Annotated in this window: 12 protein-coding genes and 1 pseudogene; 11 read left to right on the top strand and 2 right to left on the bottom strand. The window is 59.5% G+C overall.

Annotated features, from left to right (window positions below):
• Positions 1 to 108: 108 nt before the first annotated feature.
• The 3 genes from GL284_RS20170 to GL284_RS20160 all read left to right on the top strand — a co-directional run bounded on the left by GL284_RS20170 (position 109) and on the right by GL284_RS20160 (position 6,459).
• The gene (locus GL284_RS20170; protein ID WP_155046228.1) at positions 109 to 1,587 is read left to right on the top strand and encodes a DNA methyltransferase; all 1,479 of its coding nucleotides are present in this window, start codon (positions 109 to 111) and stop codon (positions 1,585 to 1,587) included.
• A gap of 2 nt (positions 1,588 to 1,589) precedes the next feature.
• Positions 1,590 to 3,260, top strand: coding sequence for an RNA-binding domain-containing protein (locus tag GL284_RS20165; RefSeq protein ID WP_155046227.1), 1,671 nt, complete (start codon positions 1,590 to 1,592; stop codon positions 3,258 to 3,260).
• A gap of 97 nt (positions 3,261 to 3,357) precedes the next feature.
• Positions 3,358 to 6,459 (top strand): type III restriction-modification system endonuclease, encoded by a 3,102-nt coding sequence (locus GL284_RS20160; protein ID WP_155046226.1) that lies wholly within the window; start codon positions 3,358 to 3,360, stop codon positions 6,457 to 6,459.
• Between the two features lie 25 nt (positions 6,460 to 6,484).
• Here GL284_RS20160 and scpB read toward each other — a convergent pair whose 3' ends face one another.
• Both scpB and GL284_RS20150 read right to left on the bottom strand, forming a co-directional pair.
• Positions 6,485 to 7,123, bottom strand: a complete 639-nt coding sequence (gene scpB, locus GL284_RS20155) for an SMC-Scp complex subunit ScpB (RefSeq protein WP_155046225.1) — start codon at positions 7,121 to 7,123, stop codon at positions 6,485 to 6,487.
• Between the two features lie 2 nt (positions 7,124 to 7,125).
• Complete coding sequence (locus GL284_RS20150) at positions 7,126 to 7,944, bottom strand: DUF1403 family protein (protein ID WP_230383210.1); 819 nt, start codon at positions 7,942 to 7,944, stop codon at positions 7,126 to 7,128.
• A gap of 380 nt (positions 7,945 to 8,324) precedes the next feature.
• Between GL284_RS20150 and GL284_RS20145 the strand changes: the two genes are divergently transcribed.
• The 8 genes and pseudogenes from GL284_RS20145 to GL284_RS20110 form a co-directional block, all read left to right on the top strand.
• Complete coding sequence (locus tag GL284_RS20145; RefSeq protein WP_088234142.1) at positions 8,325 to 9,383, top strand: site-specific integrase; 1,059 nt, start codon at positions 8,325 to 8,327, stop codon at positions 9,381 to 9,383.
• A gap of 462 nt (positions 9,384 to 9,845) precedes the next feature.
• On the top strand, positions 9,846 to 11,042 hold the full coding sequence (gene repA / locus GL284_RS20140; protein WP_088234143.1) for a plasmid partitioning protein RepA: 1,197 nt from the start codon (positions 9,846 to 9,848) through the stop codon (positions 11,040 to 11,042).
• Positions 11,042 to 11,971, top strand: coding sequence for a plasmid partitioning protein RepB (repB, locus tag GL284_RS20135; protein WP_155046223.1), 930 nt, complete (start codon positions 11,042 to 11,044; stop codon positions 11,969 to 11,971). Before repA ends, repB begins: the two co-directional genes overlap by 1 nt.
• A 253-nt stretch (positions 11,972 to 12,224) precedes the next feature.
• The gene (locus tag GL284_RS20130) at positions 12,225 to 13,436 is read left to right on the top strand and encodes a helix-turn-helix domain-containing protein (protein ID WP_088234145.1); all 1,212 of its coding nucleotides are present in this window, start codon (positions 12,225 to 12,227) and stop codon (positions 13,434 to 13,436) included.
• Between the two features lie 105 nt (positions 13,437 to 13,541).
• Complete coding sequence (locus tag GL284_RS20125) at positions 13,542 to 14,222, top strand: SOS response-associated peptidase (RefSeq protein ID WP_088234146.1); 681 nt, start codon at positions 13,542 to 13,544, stop codon at positions 14,220 to 14,222.
• Entirely contained in the window at positions 14,206 to 14,805 is a 600-nt protein-coding gene (locus GL284_RS20120) for an ImuA family protein (protein ID WP_088234147.1), read from the top strand. Before GL284_RS20125 ends, GL284_RS20120 begins: the two co-directional genes overlap by 17 nt.
• Positions 14,732 to 15,175: a Y-family DNA polymerase gene (locus GL284_RS20115; protein ID WP_088234148.1), complete on the top strand. Its 444-nt coding sequence runs from the start codon at positions 14,732 to 14,734 to the stop codon at positions 15,173 to 15,175. The genes GL284_RS20120 and GL284_RS20115 overlap by 74 nt, the downstream gene beginning before the upstream one ends.
• A 302-nt stretch (positions 15,176 to 15,477) precedes the next feature.
• Positions 15,478 to 15,768, top strand: a pseudogene (locus tag GL284_RS20110) (transposase); the annotation flags it as partial.
• Positions 15,769 to 15,902: the final 134 nt, after the last annotated feature.

Here is a 15,902-nt window from a genome sequence, read left to right as displayed (position 1 = left end):
CAAGGTCTCGCAACCCGAAACTTGTCCGAAGATCGACGGTGACCGCCAGCGTCACCAACGGCCGCGCGCTGCGCTACGCCGAAGGCTCCGCGCGCGGCCTCCTACACCATGTGTTGGGACACTGCCGAATATCTGGTTCGTTCGCAACAGCTTGACAGCTCGAGAAACAGAATGGTGGCAAATCCCACTTCGAATGGACGTTTCCATTCAGACTGGCTCAGTATGCTGTTTGCAAGATTGCGACTGGCCCGCTTACTACTCCGCCATGATGGATTTATCTTCATCTCCATTGACATAATTGAGCTTTCCAATCTGATATCTATGGGCAAAGAGGTTTTCGGCGAAGAATCTCTGATCGGGGTAATTGCGCGACCAACTGGAACTAGAATGGGATCTGGAAGTAGAGGTGTCGCAAGAGAGCTGGACTATATCGTGGTTTTCTCGAAGAGCAGCGATGCGTCCCTTTTGGGTTTGCCGATGACAGAAGATGATATGGCAATCTACAATCAGTCAGACGAACGCGGCAGATATCTTACCAGATCGCTACGCCGCACCGGCGGCGAGAACCGCCGAGACGACCGACCGAGTATGTTCTACGGTGTAAAGGCGCCAGATGGGACGGAAGTCTTTCCCATCGCACCGGAAGGATATGAAAGCCGTTGGGTTTGCGGCAAAGAAACATATTCGCAACTGGTCAAAGACGGAATGATTGAATGGCGCCAAGTTAGGAAAGACGATGACCTGCGGTGGCAGGTCTATCAGAAGCACTACCTGTCTTCGGGAGGCCGAGAAACGTCCGATTTGTGGGCGGGCATTTCAGGGAACAAGATGGGAACGAAAGAGGTTAGCGGACTGTTTGATCGAGTGAAAGTGTTCGATCATCCTAAGCCGACCGATGTTATTGTGAGAATATTGCAGCTATCGACACAACCAAGCTCACAGGACTTAGTCGTAGATTTCTTCGCCGGTTCTGCAACGACAGCTCATGCTGTCCTGATACAAAACGCTCGCGATGGCGGGAACCGGCGCTGCATTTCTATTCAGATTGCAGAGGAGATTTCGGAAAAGGCAGAGGCGAAGAAGCTTGGCTTTACGTCGATCGCCCAAATATCAAAAGAACGCATCCGCCGCGCTGGCAAGAAAATCCTTGAAGGCGAAACCCACCCCGACTGGAACCGCGATGTCGGCTTCCGGGTTCTTAAGGTCGACACCTCGAATATGAAGGACGTCTACTACCGCCCGGATGAGCTGAAGCAGTCCAACCTGCTCGACATGGTCGACAACGTCAAAGAGGGCCGCACGGCCGAGGACCTGCTGTTCCAGGTGCTGGTCGATTGGGGCGTGGACCTGACGCTGCCCATCCGCCGCGAGACGGTGCAGGGCAAGACTGTGTTCTTCGTCGACGACAACGCCCTTGTCGCCTGTTTCGAGCGTGGCATCACCGAGGATCTGGTAAAAGAGCTGGCAGGTCCCGCCCCCCTGCGCGTCGTCTTCCGCGACAACGGCTTCATCTCTGACGCGGTGAAGATCAACGTCACCCAGATCTTCCGCCAGCTCTCGCCCAGCACCGAAGTCAAAGCGATCTGACCATGGCGCTTGACCCCACCGCTCTGTCCGACCTGCTGTCCCGGTTGCTTGCCGACTGGGAAAGCGAAGTCGTGGAATTCAAGCGCGGCAAAGACGGCTTCTCAAGCGACGACCTTGGCAAATACGCCTCTGCGCTGGCAAATGAGGCCAACCTGCGCGGGCAAGAGCGCGCTTGGCTGGTTTTCGGCGTCGATGACAAGACGAGACAAGTGTGCGGGACAAGCTACAAGGAAGACGCCGAGCGACTGCAGGCTGACAAGCAACAGGTCCTGACCGGAACGGGGACTTTCACCTTCCGGGATATTCATGTGCTTGCGCATCCATCGGGCCGGGTGATCCTGTTTGAAATCCCGGCCGCACCGCGGGGAATGGCAATCAACTGGAAGGGGCATTACTTCGGCAGAGCCGGAGAGAGCCTTGGGCCGCTTGGTCAGGACAAGCTGGATGAGATCCGGTCGCAAACGCTGGCGACCGACTGGACCGCGCAAGTGGTTCCCGAGGCGACCATCGCGGATCTTGACCCAGAAGCGTTAAAGGTCGCTCGCGAGCGGTTCGCGGCCAAGTACGCCAACCGCTTCAGTGCAGAGGACGTTGCCGCATGGTCCGATGTTGCGTTGCTGGATCGCGCAAAAGTCACCCAGAACGGGGTGATTACTCGGACAGCGTTATTGCTGCTCGGCAAACCCGAGTCGGCATGGCGGCTAAACCCACATCCGGCTGAGATCACATGGAGGCTGGAGGGTGAAGAGCGAGCTTACGAGCATTTCGGCCCGCCATTCCTGTTGGCGACCACACAGTTGTTCTCTCGCATCCGCAATGTGCAATTGCGCATCCTGCCCGAAAACGCGCTGCTGGCGCATGAGGTGGCGAAGTACGATCAGAAGGTAGTGCTGGAGGCTCTGCACAACTGTATCGCACATCAGGACTATAATCGATCCGGGCGTGTCGTCGTGCGCGAGTATCCTGATCGGCTGGTGCTGGAAAATGACGGCGCGTTCTTTGAGGGAAAGCCGGAGGATTACATCCTCCGGGATCGTGTGCCGCGGCGATATCGCAACGCCTTCCTCGCACAGGCCATGACAGAACTGAACATGATCGATCACATGGGCTATGGTATCCTCGATATATATCAGCGCCAGCGCCAAAGGTTCTTTCCTCTGCCGGACTATGATCTGGAAGAGTCCGAGATGGTGCGCCTGACGATCCATGGCCGTGTCGTCGATCAGGCCTACAGTCGGCTGCTGATGCAGGAGGCTGGGTTGCCGCTGGTAGACGTCCTCGCGCTTGATCGGGTGCAGAAGCGTTTGCCGGTGACCGAAGATGCACTGCGGCACCTGAGAATTCATAAGCTGGTCGAAGGGCGCAAGCCCAACGTCCATGTCTCTGCAAGGGTGGCAGCTGCGACGGATAGCAAGGCCGAGTATATCCGGACCCGTTCCCAGGATGATGAGCATTACACCCGATTGATCGTCGACTACCTTAGAAAGTTCGGGAATGCGGATCGTGCAGAGCTGGATAGGCTGCTGACGGACAAGCTCAGCGAAGCCCTTTCTGCGGAACAGAAGCGGGACAAGATCAGCAACCTTTTGACCAAGCTCAGGCGACAAGGAAGCATTCTTAACGCGGGCTCTCGAAGCAAGCCAGAATGGCGTCTTGCAGAAAGAAAAGAATGATCGCGTTAAAGGAAATTATTGTAAATCAAGGTATTGGCTCTATCTGCAAACGTGCGGCAAGGCGCCCCATGCAGATAGGTTGCAGAAAGACGAACGCATGAAGCTCAAGTTCAAGGTCCAGCCCTATCAGACCAATGCCGTCAACGATGTAGTCGACTGCTTTGCCGGCCAGCCCATGCAGTCTGGCCTGACTTATCGCATCGACCCGGGCCTGAAGGTGCAGGCAAGTGCTTTCGAGGAGGGCTTCAAAAACGCCGACCTTGCGCTGGCTGAACCGCAAATTCTGGAAAACATCCAGAAGGTCCAGCGGCGCCAAAACTTACCTGTAGCACAGTCGCTAACCGACTTTACGACGCTAAACACACGGGGCGAACGTGGCCCCGTGGCCGCGACCTACAAGCGTGACGCGCTGGCCGCGACCCGCGTTCACCTCGACGTCGAGATGGAGACCGGCACCGGCAAGACCTACTGCTACATCAAGACCATCTTCGAGATGAACAAGCGCTACGGCTGGTCGAAGTTCATCATCATGGTGCCGTCGATCGCGATCCGCGAAGGGGTCTACAAGTCGCTGCAAATCACGGCGGACCACTTCACCGAAAGCTACGGGAAGAAGGCACGGTTCTTCATCTACAACTCAAAGCGTCTGCACGAGCTTGAGAGCTTTTCGTCCGACGCGGGCATAAACGTGATGGTGATTAACATTCAGGCGTTTGCATCACGCGGGGCCGACAACCGGCGCATCTACGAAGAGCTGGACGACTTCCAGTCGCGTAAGCCCATCGACGTAATCGCCTCGAACCGCCCGATTCTGATCCTGGACGAGCCGCAGAAGATGGAAGGTGCAGCAACGATGGAAGCGTTGCCGAAGTTCAAGCCGCTGTTCATCATGCGCTATTCGGCCACCCACCGCACACAGCACAACCGAGTTCACCGCTTGGATGCGCTGGACGCCTACAACCAAAAGCTAGTCAAGAAGATCGCGGTCCGCGGCATCCAGACCCGCGGTCTGGCCGGCACCAATGCTTACCTCTACCTCGAAGGCATCGACATCTCGAAAAAAGCGCCCGTGGCGCGGATCGAGTTGGAGGTGAAGCTGAAGTCGGGCGAAATCAAGCGTGAGGTCCGGAGACTTGAAGCAGGCCGGAACCTATTCGATGTTTCCGGAAATCTGGACCAGTACAGAGAAGGCTTCGTTATTTCGGATATTGACGGGCGCCTAGACCAAGTTGAGTTTACGAATGGTCTCTCCCTTGAGGCAGGGAAAGCCACGAGAGACCTCACGGAACGCGATACTCGCCGCATCCAGATCCGCGAGACAATCAAAGCGCATCTGGACAAGGAAAAGCAGCTGTTCGCGCAGGGCATCAAGGTCCTGTCGCTGTTCTTCATCGACGAGGTGGTGAAGTATCGTGACTACGACCAAACCGACGAGAAAGGCGAATATGCTCGGGTCTTCGAGGAAGAGTACGAGTTGCTGAAGTCCGAGTATCTGTCGGAGCTCGCAATCGACAACGAGGCGTACCGGAAATACCTCGAGGGCATCGCTTCGGCCAAAACCCACAACGGGTACTTCTCGATCGACAAGAAGACGAACCGCCTCAAAGATCCTGCTGTTGGTGCCCGCGCTGTCGATTCCGACGATGTGGATGCCTACGACCTGATCCTCAAGGACAAGGAACGCCTTCTTTCCTTCGCCGAACCCACCCGGTTCATCTTCTCGCACTCGGCGCTGCGTGAAGGCTGGGACAACCCGAACGTTTTTGTCATGTGCATGCTGAAGCACAGCGACAACACCATATCCCGGCGCCAGGAAGTGGGGCGTGGCCTGCGGCTGAGTGTCGACCAACACGGCGACAGGATTGATCACCCAGCCGTGGTGCATGACATCAACGTGCTAACTGTGGTGGCGAGCGAGAGCTACAAGGATTTCGTGGCCGGGCTCCAGCAGGAGATTGCGGAGACCCTCTCGTCGCGCCCGAAGCAGGCAACCGAGGAGTACTTCACCGGCAAGACGCTCTCCACCGAGCAGGGTAGCGTTGAAGTCACTACAGCGATGGCGAAGCAAATCTACCGCTATCTGGTGAAGAATGATTACACCGACGATACGGACAAGATCTCTGCCGCCTATCACGAAGCAAAGGCTGAGGGACAACTGGCCGATCTTCCGGACGACTTGAAGCCGCATGCGGAACAGGTATTCCAGCTCATCGATAGCGTCTTCAGCGACGCGCAATTGCCCAAAGTCGATGACGGCCGTAAACCCAAGACAAATCCTCTGAATGCGAATTTCGAGAAGAAAGAGTTCCAAGAGCTTTGGACTCGCATCAACCGGAAGGCGGTCTACCGGGTCGAGTTCGACTCGGCTGAGCTGATCCGCAAATGCGTTAGCGCGCTGGATAGCCAGTTGCGGGTTACCCCGTTGCAGTACACGGTTCAAATCGGAGTGCAGAACGACGGATTGACCGATGGCCAACTGCGTAGCGGCGACGGCTTCAAGGTCACGAACACGACCACCAGTCATGGCGGTTCTGTCCATTCCATGGTGAAGTATGACCTCGTGGGCAAAGTAGCCGAGAACGCTCAGCTGACCCGCGACACTGCAGCGTCCATCCTCGGCCAAATCACGCCGGCGGTTTTCGAGCAATTCGCCAAGAACCCCGAACATTTCATCGCCGAAGCATCGCGTATCGTTGCTGAACAGAAGGCCGCGATGGTGATCGAGCGCCTAGCCTATGATGAAGTCGACAAGCGGTACGACGTGGACATTTTCACTGCCAGCCAGACCTGCCAGGATTTCTCGCGGGCAACGGCAAAGCTCAAGAACCATGTGTACGATTACGCGATCACGGATTCCGACGTGGAAAAAGCATTCGTGCAGGAGTTGGATACAAGCAGCGAAGTCGTAGTCTATGCGAAGCTGCCGCGTGGTTTTCTGATCCCAACTCCTGTTGGGGATTACAACCCCGATTGGGCAATATCCTTCAAGGCGGGCAGCGTGCGACACACCTACTTCGTGGCTGAGACTAAGGGCACGATGTCATCGATGAAGCTGCGGGAAATCGAGAAGACAAAGATAGAGTGTGCACGAAAGTTCTTCTCTGAGATCAGCCAGAAAGTCGTGCAGGATCGGGTCAAATACGACGTAGTTACGGACTTCGGTAAGCTGATGGATCTGGTCAAACAAGGCAATCTATGAAATTTCGGAATGCGAACCCTCGACGCTAGTCCGTGTCTTCGCCCACTATCGGCAGATCCAGCGCGATGTCAGCCGCGGGCTTCAGCAGCCCCGCATCCTCCAGCGCCTCAAGGTCGGGCAGATCCCGCAGGGTTTCCAGCCCGAACTGCACCAGGAACCCCGGCGTCGTGACATAAGTGTAGGGCGCACCGGGTTCGGGGCTGCGCGGGCCTCGGGCGATCAGGGCCTGGCGGTGCAGCCGTGCAATCAGATCGCGGCTCACCTCACGCCCGGTCAAGCGCGAGATCGCACCGCGGGTCACCGGTTGCATATAGGCGATGATGGTTAGGACGAGGGCTTCGTTCTGGGTCAGATCACGGGTGGTATCCTCCTCACCGCGCGCAGTTCGGATCGCCGCCGCGTGTTGCGGCCGCGTGCGGAACTGCCAGCCGCCCGACACACGTGCAATCTCATACGGACGCCCCACGAGTTCGGCATCAATATCCTCGATCAACAGATTCAGCGCACAGTCCCGGCCGACCACCCGAGCCAGCACCTCCCGCCCCACCGGTTCAGAGGATGCAAACAGCACCGCCTCGACCCGCGCCATCCATTTGCGCCAGCGCAAGGCTGGCGGCAGATCGGCGAGTTCTGTGTCGAGAAGCTCTGATGATTTCGGGGCCATCGTCACAACCCATAGAGGCGGAAGGTCGGCCGGCCGGTCAGTTCGCGCACCAGACCCAGTGATGTCAGTCGGTCGAACAGCCTCCGCGCCGCGCGGTCACTGGCCCCGGCCCCCGCCTGGGGCGCCAGTGCATCCTCGGTCAGCAGCGCCGCGATAATGGCAGCCGCGTCCTTTCCCGGCCGCCGCAGATGTGCCGCGCGCAGGGCATCGGCGCGGCGGGTCAGATCGATGTGCAGATCGAAGGCGGCAACTGCCCCCCTGCCCCAGGCGCTCGCACAGGCCGCGAGCCATGCCTCGCCCTCCAGCCGGAAGGCTGCCCGCGGCAGATGCGACGCGATCAGCGGCACCGGTCGATCCCAGCAGAGCGCCCGAGCCAAAAGAGCATCCGCCAGCCAGAACGCAAGGCCACGATGGTCCGGTCCGAGGGCAAGCACTTCCCGCGCGGCCTCCGTCGCGAAGCGCAGTGGCGGGGTGCGACCGACAAAGCGCGCGCTATGGTCGCGCAGGATCGCGCCGATCGGCTCGGGTGGCAGGTCAAAGAAGCCGGGCAGCCGCGCGGCCCAATCGACTGATCTCAGCGCTCGCGTCTCACCCAAAGCGCGCCAGCCGATCAGCATCCGTCCGGCAGGGCCGGGATCATCACCGGGTTTTCGCAGCGCGAACGCGTCCCGCAACTGCGCCTCGCCTTCCCGGCGCCCTTCCAACTGGGAAATCGCAGCCGCGCTCGAGAGCGCCAGACGCTTACGCCAAAGGGTGCCGACCGGATCCTCAGACCGGGCAATCGGGTCCAGCACAGCAAGGGCTGCCCCGGCGGAAAACATCGCTGTTTCAACATCATCGCGGCCCGTGCCCTGACGGACCCATCGCGGCAGGGCCGGAGAATTTGGGGGAGGCAGGGGAGATTTTGCGGCACGCGACATGGCGTGACGCTAGCAAGTATCGGCGCTTTATGCCAGTTTCTATTATCTTATCCGCCGCGCTTGTCTTTACTCAATAATGTCCAATAAGATTGCATTATCGGACTAATTGTTCTTCTATCCAGAGATGCGCTCCAGAACGCTGAAAATGACCCGGAACCCTGCCCGAGACGCGCCAGAAAGGCCGTGCGGAGCGCGTGCATCTGTCTGGGGTTCTGCGGCGGCTACGTCCGCATCTCGCAACAGAGCCCCCACGCCAGTGCCTGCCGCCCAAGGAGATTGCCATGACCGATGAGGCAGCCGATCTGGACAGCACGACGCAGGAAGCACCCTCCCCTGCTCTACTAGACCACCAGCCCCCTGCCCTGCGGGATCTGGCCGAGCGGGCGCGCGGCTATGCCGAGGCCGCGAGTTCTGCAAACACCCGCAAGGCCTATGCAGCCGACTGGAAGCATTTTGCTGGCTGGTGCCGACGCGAAGGGCTGGATGCCCTGTCCCCCGATCCCCAAACGGTCGGTCTCTATATCACCGCCTGCGCCTCCGGCGCGAAATCGGTCGGCGGGCGCAAGAACGCGGTCTCGACCATCGAGCGGCGTCTCTCGGCGCTGGTCTGGGCCTTTACGCAACGCGGCGTGGCCCTTGACCGGCGCGACCGGCACATCGTCACCGTTCTCGCCGGCATCCGCAACAGCCACGCCGCCCCGCCGCGCCAGAAGGAGGCCATTCTGCCTGAGGACCTTCTGGCCATGTTGGAAACCTGCGACCGAGGCACTCTCCGTGGCTTGCGTGATCGTGCCATGCTGCTGATAGGCTTCGCCGGAGGCCTGCGGCGATCCGAGATTACCGGGCTAGATGTGGGCCGAGACCAGACCGAGGATGGGCGCGGCTGGATCGAGGTTCTTCCCGGCGGGCTGCTTGTCACCTTGCGCGGCAAGACCGGCTGGCGCGAGGTCGAGATCGGCCGCGGGTCTTCGCCCGCGACTTGCCCGGCCGAGGCGCTGGAACTCTGGCTGAAGTTTGGCCGCATCAGCGAAGGACCGCTGTTCCGTCGTGTCACCGGCGGGGGGAAAGAACCGGGGCCGTTCCGTCTCAATGACCGCGAGGTCGCGAGACTGGTCAAGCGGGCCGCTCAAACAGCGGGACTGCGGGGCTATCTGCCCGAGAAGGACCGCCCTGCCATCTTCTCCGGCCACAGCCTTCGCGCCGGCCTCGCCTCCTCAGCCGAGGTCGACGAGCGGCATGTGCAAAAGCAGCTCGGCCACGCCAGCGCCGAGATGACCCGCAGGTATCAGCGCCGCCGCGACAGGTTCAGGGTGAACCTGACCAAGGCGGCGGGCCTGTGACCGCCGCGAAGGCATCGAGCACCGGGATTGGCGGTTCCCAGTATGTTTTGGCAACGAGACCTTCGCAAGAGCAGGAGAACGCGAGACCTGAAGTGCAGATGAGAATCGCAACCCGTCGAGTCGGCTTCATCGGACGGCGCTCCACTCACTATCGAGAAAATGCCGTTCCGGTGCCTCATGTAGCGAACAGGGACACTTTCGGGCGGAATGGTTGGACACCAGCCCCTGTTGGCACCATTGTGGATAAAATTAAGTCTTCTAAATCAGTTATTTATGGCACTATGTTGATATAATCTGTAAGCTGTCGGAACGGTTTCTAACCACTATATCTATGAACTTCCGTTCCGACAGCCGCAAAATTTTCTTGCGCTCCGACCATCCTATCAGCATAGAGTGGACGCAATAATCGAAAAATTCGGGCGGTTACCGTTCCTAACCCCACCGAACAGCGAGAGCGGACAGATGCCACAGGCGCTACACGAGCACCTTTTGGGCTTCGCAAAGGATCTTACCACAGCGCTCAAAGCGCTGTCAGAGAGTTCATTTGCGCCCCACGAAGTCAAAACGCTTCGGACCTTTTCGGCCGGGGAAGCAAGCTATTACCTTACCGTCGCGGACGGTTATCTGAGGAAGGCCCACCACGAGGGCCGGATCCCTGAAGTTGAGATGGGCCCGGGCGGGCGCAGAAAGTACACCGCCGAACAGATCCATGAGATCCGGCGGGTATTGGCTTCCTCAGCAAAGAACCCCGATCAATTCCGCCCCGGTCGACGCAGCGCTGATGACCCGACGCAGGTTATTGCCTTCGTCAACTTCAAGGGCGGTTCGGGGAAGACCTCCACCGCCATTCACGCGGCCCAGGACCTCGCGTTGCGCGGCTATCGGGTGCTCGCCGTGGACTGCGACCCACAAGCCTCGCTAACGACCTTTTTTGGCTATCAGCCGGAGCTCGATTTTTTCGATGGCGGATCGCTCTACGATGTCATCCGTTACCGTGATCGGGAGACGGGGGAAGGGCCTAGGCCGATCACAGACGTGATCAAGCGCAGCTATTTTCCAAATCTTGATCTGGTGCCGGGCGGCATACAGGTAGCAGAGTTCGAACATGAAACGCCTGCGGCACTTAGCAAGGGTGAACTGCCCGTATTCTTCGACAAGATCCGCTCGGCTTTGCAGGTGGTGAAGGATGACTATGATGTGGTCATCCTCGACTGCCCGCCGCAACTTGGCTACGTGACCCTCTCTGCAATCTGCGCCGCGCAGAACATCGTGATGACGATCATCCCGGAGCGCGTCGACCTCGCCTCCGCGGCTCAGTTCCTCAACATGGCGTCGTCGTTGACCGAGGTCTTGCACGAAAGTGCCGGAGTGGGCCTGTTCGACAACTTCCGCTTCTTGCTAAGCCGCTTCGACACGAATGTGTCGACCCAGGTCGATTTCGCGTCGTTCATTCGCGACCTATTCGGCGATGCCGTTATGAAATCATCCTTCCTGAAGTCGGCCGCAATCAGCGAGGCCGGGGTTTCGCAGCAGACCGTGCTCGAGGTCGAGCTCGGCGAGATGCGCAACCGGAAGACCTACGAGCGGGCAATACAGTCGGTGCATGAAGTGACCGAAGAACTGCACGCTATGCTTCAGCAGAGCTGGGGGAGAGCGTGATGCGAAAGAACTTGCTTGCCAACAGCCTGAAGGCAGTCCGCGACGGCAAGGCCGCAGCTGCCGAAGACGAACAGAAGCCTCGGAAACTCTCGGGTGTGCTCGACGTTCAGCGCGGCCTGGATCAGCTCAGCGCCGGTGCGGCCCGTCAGATCGATCCGGCTCAGATTTCAGAAAGCGCCGTCAAGGACCGCTTCGACCTTCAGGATGGCTTGGAGGATCTGATAAACTCGATAAAGGCATCGGGGCAGAAGCTTCCGGTACTGCTCCGACGCACACCTCAGGGCCCCCTGCCCTATGAAGTGGTTTACGGTCGGCGCCGTATCGAGGCATGTCGGCAGCTCGGCATTCAGGTTCTTGCCCATATCGCAGAGCTCAGCGATCGCGAGGCGTTGATCTCCCAAGGGCTCGAAAACGCGGCGCGCCTCCAGCGCAGCTTCATTGAACAGTCAGTCTACGCAGAGCAGCTGCTACACCACGAGTTTTCGCGCGAAGACATCATGGAGGTACTCGCGGTCGACAAAACCACGATTAGCAGGATGCTGGGCGTGGTATCTGATGTGCCCCGCTCCATCATCGAGCGGATCGGACCGGCACATGACTCTGGCCGCCGACCATGGCAGCAGCTGCGAGAGCTTCTGAAAGAGCGTGCGGACCTCGATGAGCCCGCAGTCAAAAGTTTGATCCCGACGGACGCCGCCGACAGCAATGAACGTCTGCAGGGGCTGATCCGAGCACTCTCTAACAAGCCTATCCCCGCCCCGCAGATCAGCGCCAAGCGCACACTCGCAGACGGCAGAATAAAGGTTGAGACAACACGCGGCAGGATCCTCGTGAAGGCATCGGACGAAGAGATGCTTGGCTTTGCCGCTTTCCTCGATGAGAGGCTCGAACAGCTACTCGCCGAGTTTGGAAGTCTCAAGCACAGCTGAGTTGACCACCGGTCAAAATAGGTCCGGATTGATACATAAATTGACCAGTGGTCAACAATCCGATGCCAGAGGCTGGAAGGCTAAACTAGAAACGAGCAGAAAAGGGAGCAGACTCTAGGCAAAAAGAAACCCCCCGAAAGCGGTGATGCTTCCAGAGGGCTCCGATAGCTTGAACACCTATTTCGTAGCCCGAAAAACGAATCAGCGCAACACCGATTTCGGTGAACGGATCTCGTTTGCCGTCTGAAATCGCATGAAACACATCACATCCACGGCCATTCAGGCCGGGGCGCAGGCGAACTGTGCCAAATCCGCGGAGCACACGCTCCCCGGCATGGGTTCTATCACCCTGCAGCCGGCATTCCGACCTATTTCTCGTCGTGACATCATGGCCGCGGTCAATACATGCAGCCGCGATCTCGGCATTCGGCAAGGGGCGGTGGTCGTTCTTGACGCTCTGCTGAGCTGCCTGCCCTGCCAGAGCGTGGATGGTCGCGAGACACCGGTCTCTCCGACCACCCTACTCACGGTTTATGCCAGCAACGAAACCCTGTGCTTCCGCGCCAAGGGGCTCACCGACCGTCAACTGCGGCGGCATCTGGAGGCGCTGGAAGCCGCCGGGCTTATCCGCCGCCGTGACAGCGCAAATGGCAAGCGCTTCCCTGTGATGCAGCACGGCAAACCGATCGGCGCCTTCGGGCTGGACCTGTCCCCCCTCTTCGCGCAGTCCAACGAGCTGCTCGCCCTTGCCCTGCGACGCCGCGAGGAAGCAGACGAGTTGCGCGGGCTGCGGGCCCAGATCCTCAGACTTCGCGCGGCCTGCGCTGAACTCCACTTGAGCGACACTGTCGCCACATTCATCGAAGGGTTGCGCAACCTCGTGCGGCGTACCTCACTAACCCTCATTGAGGCTCGGGCAGCTCTCTCGCAGCTGACCGCGGTCCTCTCATCACATGCAGCCCCACAAGCAATAATCCATTGCGAAGTCGAAGAGGTTGAGCAGCGCCTGCCCTCCAAAGCGGAAGCCGCTGATGGGACATCCTGCGCAGAGACCACCATGGACCACGCTCCAGGCCAAGCGGTCCCCCAAACCTTTCAGGCCCTCACCGCAGAAACCTGCAGCCTGCCGCCAACCGAGCAAAAGCCCGCCTCTGACGGACAGAATGTCCGCCACATAGAGCAAGACTCAGATACAAAAAAAAGAAAGCGAGAAGCCGAGGTCTTTCCCAGTTGGGCGGCCCTGACCGAGGTCAGCACTTTCTATAAAGAGCCTACCAGTGCTCATGAAGCCACACGCATCGCATTCGAGTTCGGGAAGATGCTGAGAATAAGCCAGGACATCCTCGCAAGCGCGGCGAACAAGCTCGGGCTTTGGGAACTTCTCAAGCTTGAAAACCGCATGGCAAAGCAGATCGGAACCATCCTCAACCCTGATGCCTATGTGAGATCCGTCCTGCGAGCGTGATCCCTGACCGCGGTCGCATGGCATGAAACACCCAGATAAACCGCTCGGGAGGAATCGGATAGGTTCGTTGATTGTTCTCATATCGAACTGCTGCGAGGTGGAGTGATGTGCAACCTTTACGCCCAGACCAAAAGCCAGGACGCGATGCGTCAGGTCTTTCGGGACATGCTCGAAGACGGTGAGGAACTGATCGATACCGCAGGCAACCTGGCGTCCGCATCCAGCATCTTCCCCGACTACTCTGCGTCGATCATTCGCAGCAGCGAGGGACGGAACTGGACACTGACCACGGCTCGATGGGGTATGCCGACGCCTCCCGTATATCTTACGGCCAAGCACACAGACCCCGGCGTCACAAATATCCGCAATGTCAGCTCACCCCATTGGCGCAGATGGCTCGGGATCGAACACCGTTGCCTCGTTCCCTTCACCAGTTTCTCCGAGCTTGATGCCCGACCCGGCGCGCCTCGCTACCACCCGGTCTGGTTTGCCCTTGGCCAGGATCGACCACTCGCCTTCTTCGCCGGGATCCGCACCGAATGGACTTCGGTCAGAAAGCTGAAGGAGGGCGAGGTGACAACTGAGCTTTTTGGCGTCCTGACCTGCGAGCCAAATGATGCAGTGCGCCCAGTGCATCCCAAAGCGATGCCCGTGATCCTCACCAGCCCGGACGAATGGCGCTGCTGGCTGACCGCCGATACGAACGAGGCCCTCAAGCTTCAACGGCCGCTGGCCAATGGTCTTCTCGAAATAGTCGCGGAGGGAACACGTGCGGACCCTGCGTGACCGGCTGCAGGCCGGAAGTCATGATCCGCTTCACCTGGTGAAGGGCCGCGTCCACGAAGTCGAAGAACGAAGACGAAACGGTTTTGCGCTGTATCACGCCGTCAGATTGGCAGGGCCGGTCTTCTGCATCGTGCTGGGGCATGACCGCGATCGACCAATGCCGGGATCCCTGCCAGACGGCGTCAGCGAGCGGTTGCACTTCATAGAGACGAAGGGCGAGACCGATCTGCTCTGGACCATCGAAGAAGCGCTACGGGCGCGGCCAGTATCTTTGGTGATCGCCGCTGCAGAGAAACCAATCTCACTGACCGCGGGCAGGCGGCTCCAGCTGGCAGCCGAGGCCGGGGGCACCACCGGCCTGATGCTGATCCAGGAGGGCAGGGGAAGCAGTGCCGCCGAGACCCGCTGGAAATGTGATCCGCTGCCGTCGCCTCCGGACTCGACACGTCATCGTTGGATCCTTAGTAAGAACAAAAGGGGAACAATCGAAATCCTTGATGTGAGCTGGAATGGCACGACGGCTGCTGTCCATCTGGTTCCCCAGGCTGGCGAGCGACATCAGCCTGAGGGCCCGCCCCGTTGAGGGGCCTTTCGCGTTGACCCTCCGGGCGTCGAACGCGGAACATCTGCATTGTCTGAACAGCATCGCAAGCGCGGCAGGGCTTCATCGCGGCATGGCACTTGCCGATGCACGCGCCGTCTGTCCAGTGCTCTCGACACGGCCCGCTGATATGATCCGCGAGGGTAGGGCGCTTGAAGGTCTGCGCAGATGGGCCAGCCGCCATAGACCGCATGCGGCGAAAAGCGGATCGGACTGGCTGATTGTTGATGTTTCGGGCGTGCCGCATCTCTTTGGCGGTGAAGTCGAGCTTCTGGCCGATCTCGAGGCGCGACTCGAGAGGGCAGGGGTGTACTCGAAAAGTGCCATTGCCGAAACCCGTGGGGGTGCCTAGGCACTTGCCCGCCGCGGTGGTGGCGTGATCCCCGAGGGCGGGCTTCTGGCCCGGCTCGGGCCGATGCCGATCAGCGCGCTTCGGATACACGGATGTCGAGAGTGTATGGTGCCGCGCAGGGCTCAGGCCAGATGCTTTGGGCCGCCTTGCCGAAGCCGATGGCTTCGCAGGACTCGGTCTCTCGCGGCGGGATGCGCCTTGGCAGGCCAAGTCATTGAAGGCGCCGAAGCCGTTGCCACTCTTCGGTATTGAACCGCGCCGGGTTTGCCGGAGGCTCCAACTCTTGAGTAGGATGGAGCATCATGAGCAAGACCACGAACAAGTTTTCCCCGAAAGTGCGCGAGCGGGCCGTGCGGCTGGTTTTCGACAACGAGGGCCAGCACGCCTCCCGCTGGCAAGCGGTCATGTCGATCTCGGCAAAGATCGGCTGCACGCCGCAGACGCTGAACGACTGGGTCAAGAAGGCTGAGATCGACAGCGGCAAACGAGCAGGCGTCCCGACCGATATGGCCGAGAGGATGAAGGCGCTTGAGCGGGAGAACCGCGAGTTGCGCCAGGCGAACGAGATCCTTCGCAAGGCGTCAGCGTATTTTGCGATGACGGAGCTTGTCTTATGAGATTCCGGGCTCCCGAGGCAAAAGGGAGCCGCTGCCCAGCACCGCAAACTGCGGGGCAGCGGCGGGGGTGGCGTCGTGCGGAGCTTGGTCTTGCAGGACCGCGGTCGAGT

This window comes from Paracoccus shanxieyensis (assembly GCF_009711265.1).
In the GTDB taxonomy this organism is placed as follows: domain Bacteria; phylum Pseudomonadota; class Alphaproteobacteria; order Rhodobacterales; family Rhodobacteraceae; genus Paracoccus; species Paracoccus shanxieyensis.
The sequence above is the reverse complement of the archived record's forward strand: the minus strand, read 5'-3'. Positions and strand labels throughout refer to the sequence as shown.

What these genes read in the sequence shown, in the direction of transcription:
- GL284_RS20170 (WP_155046228.1), top strand. Translation starts at nt 109, where the DNA reads ATGTGTTGGGACACTGCCGAATATCTGGTTCGTTCGCAACAGCTTGAC.
- GL284_RS20165 (WP_155046227.1), top strand. Translation starts at nt 1,590, where the DNA reads ATGGCGCTTGACCCCACCGCTCTGTCCGACCTGCTGTCCCGGTTGCTT.
- GL284_RS20160 (WP_155046226.1), top strand. Translation starts at nt 3,358, where the DNA reads ATGAAGCTCAAGTTCAAGGTCCAGCCCTATCAGACCAATGCCGTCAAC.
- scpB (WP_155046225.1), bottom strand. Translation starts at nt 7,123, where the DNA reads ATGGCCCCGAAATCATCAGAGCTTCTCGACACAGAACTCGCCGATCTG.
- GL284_RS20150 (WP_230383210.1), bottom strand. Translation starts at nt 7,944, where the DNA reads ATGTTTTCCGCCGGGGCAGCCCTTGCTGTGCTGGACCCGATTGCCCGG.
- GL284_RS20145 (WP_088234142.1), top strand. Translation starts at nt 8,325, where the DNA reads ATGACCGATGAGGCAGCCGATCTGGACAGCACGACGCAGGAAGCACCC.
- repA (WP_088234143.1), top strand. Translation starts at nt 9,846, where the DNA reads ATGCCACAGGCGCTACACGAGCACCTTTTGGGCTTCGCAAAGGATCTT.
- repB (WP_155046223.1), top strand. Translation starts at nt 11,042, where the DNA reads ATGCGAAAGAACTTGCTTGCCAACAGCCTGAAGGCAGTCCGCGACGGC.
- GL284_RS20130 (WP_088234145.1), top strand. Translation starts at nt 12,225, where the DNA reads ATGAAACACATCACATCCACGGCCATTCAGGCCGGGGCGCAGGCGAAC.
- GL284_RS20125 (WP_088234146.1), top strand. Translation starts at nt 13,542, where the DNA reads ATGTGCAACCTTTACGCCCAGACCAAAAGCCAGGACGCGATGCGTCAG.
- GL284_RS20115 (WP_088234148.1), top strand. Translation starts at nt 14,732, where the DNA reads ATGGCACGACGGCTGCTGTCCATCTGGTTCCCCAGGCTGGCGAGCGAC.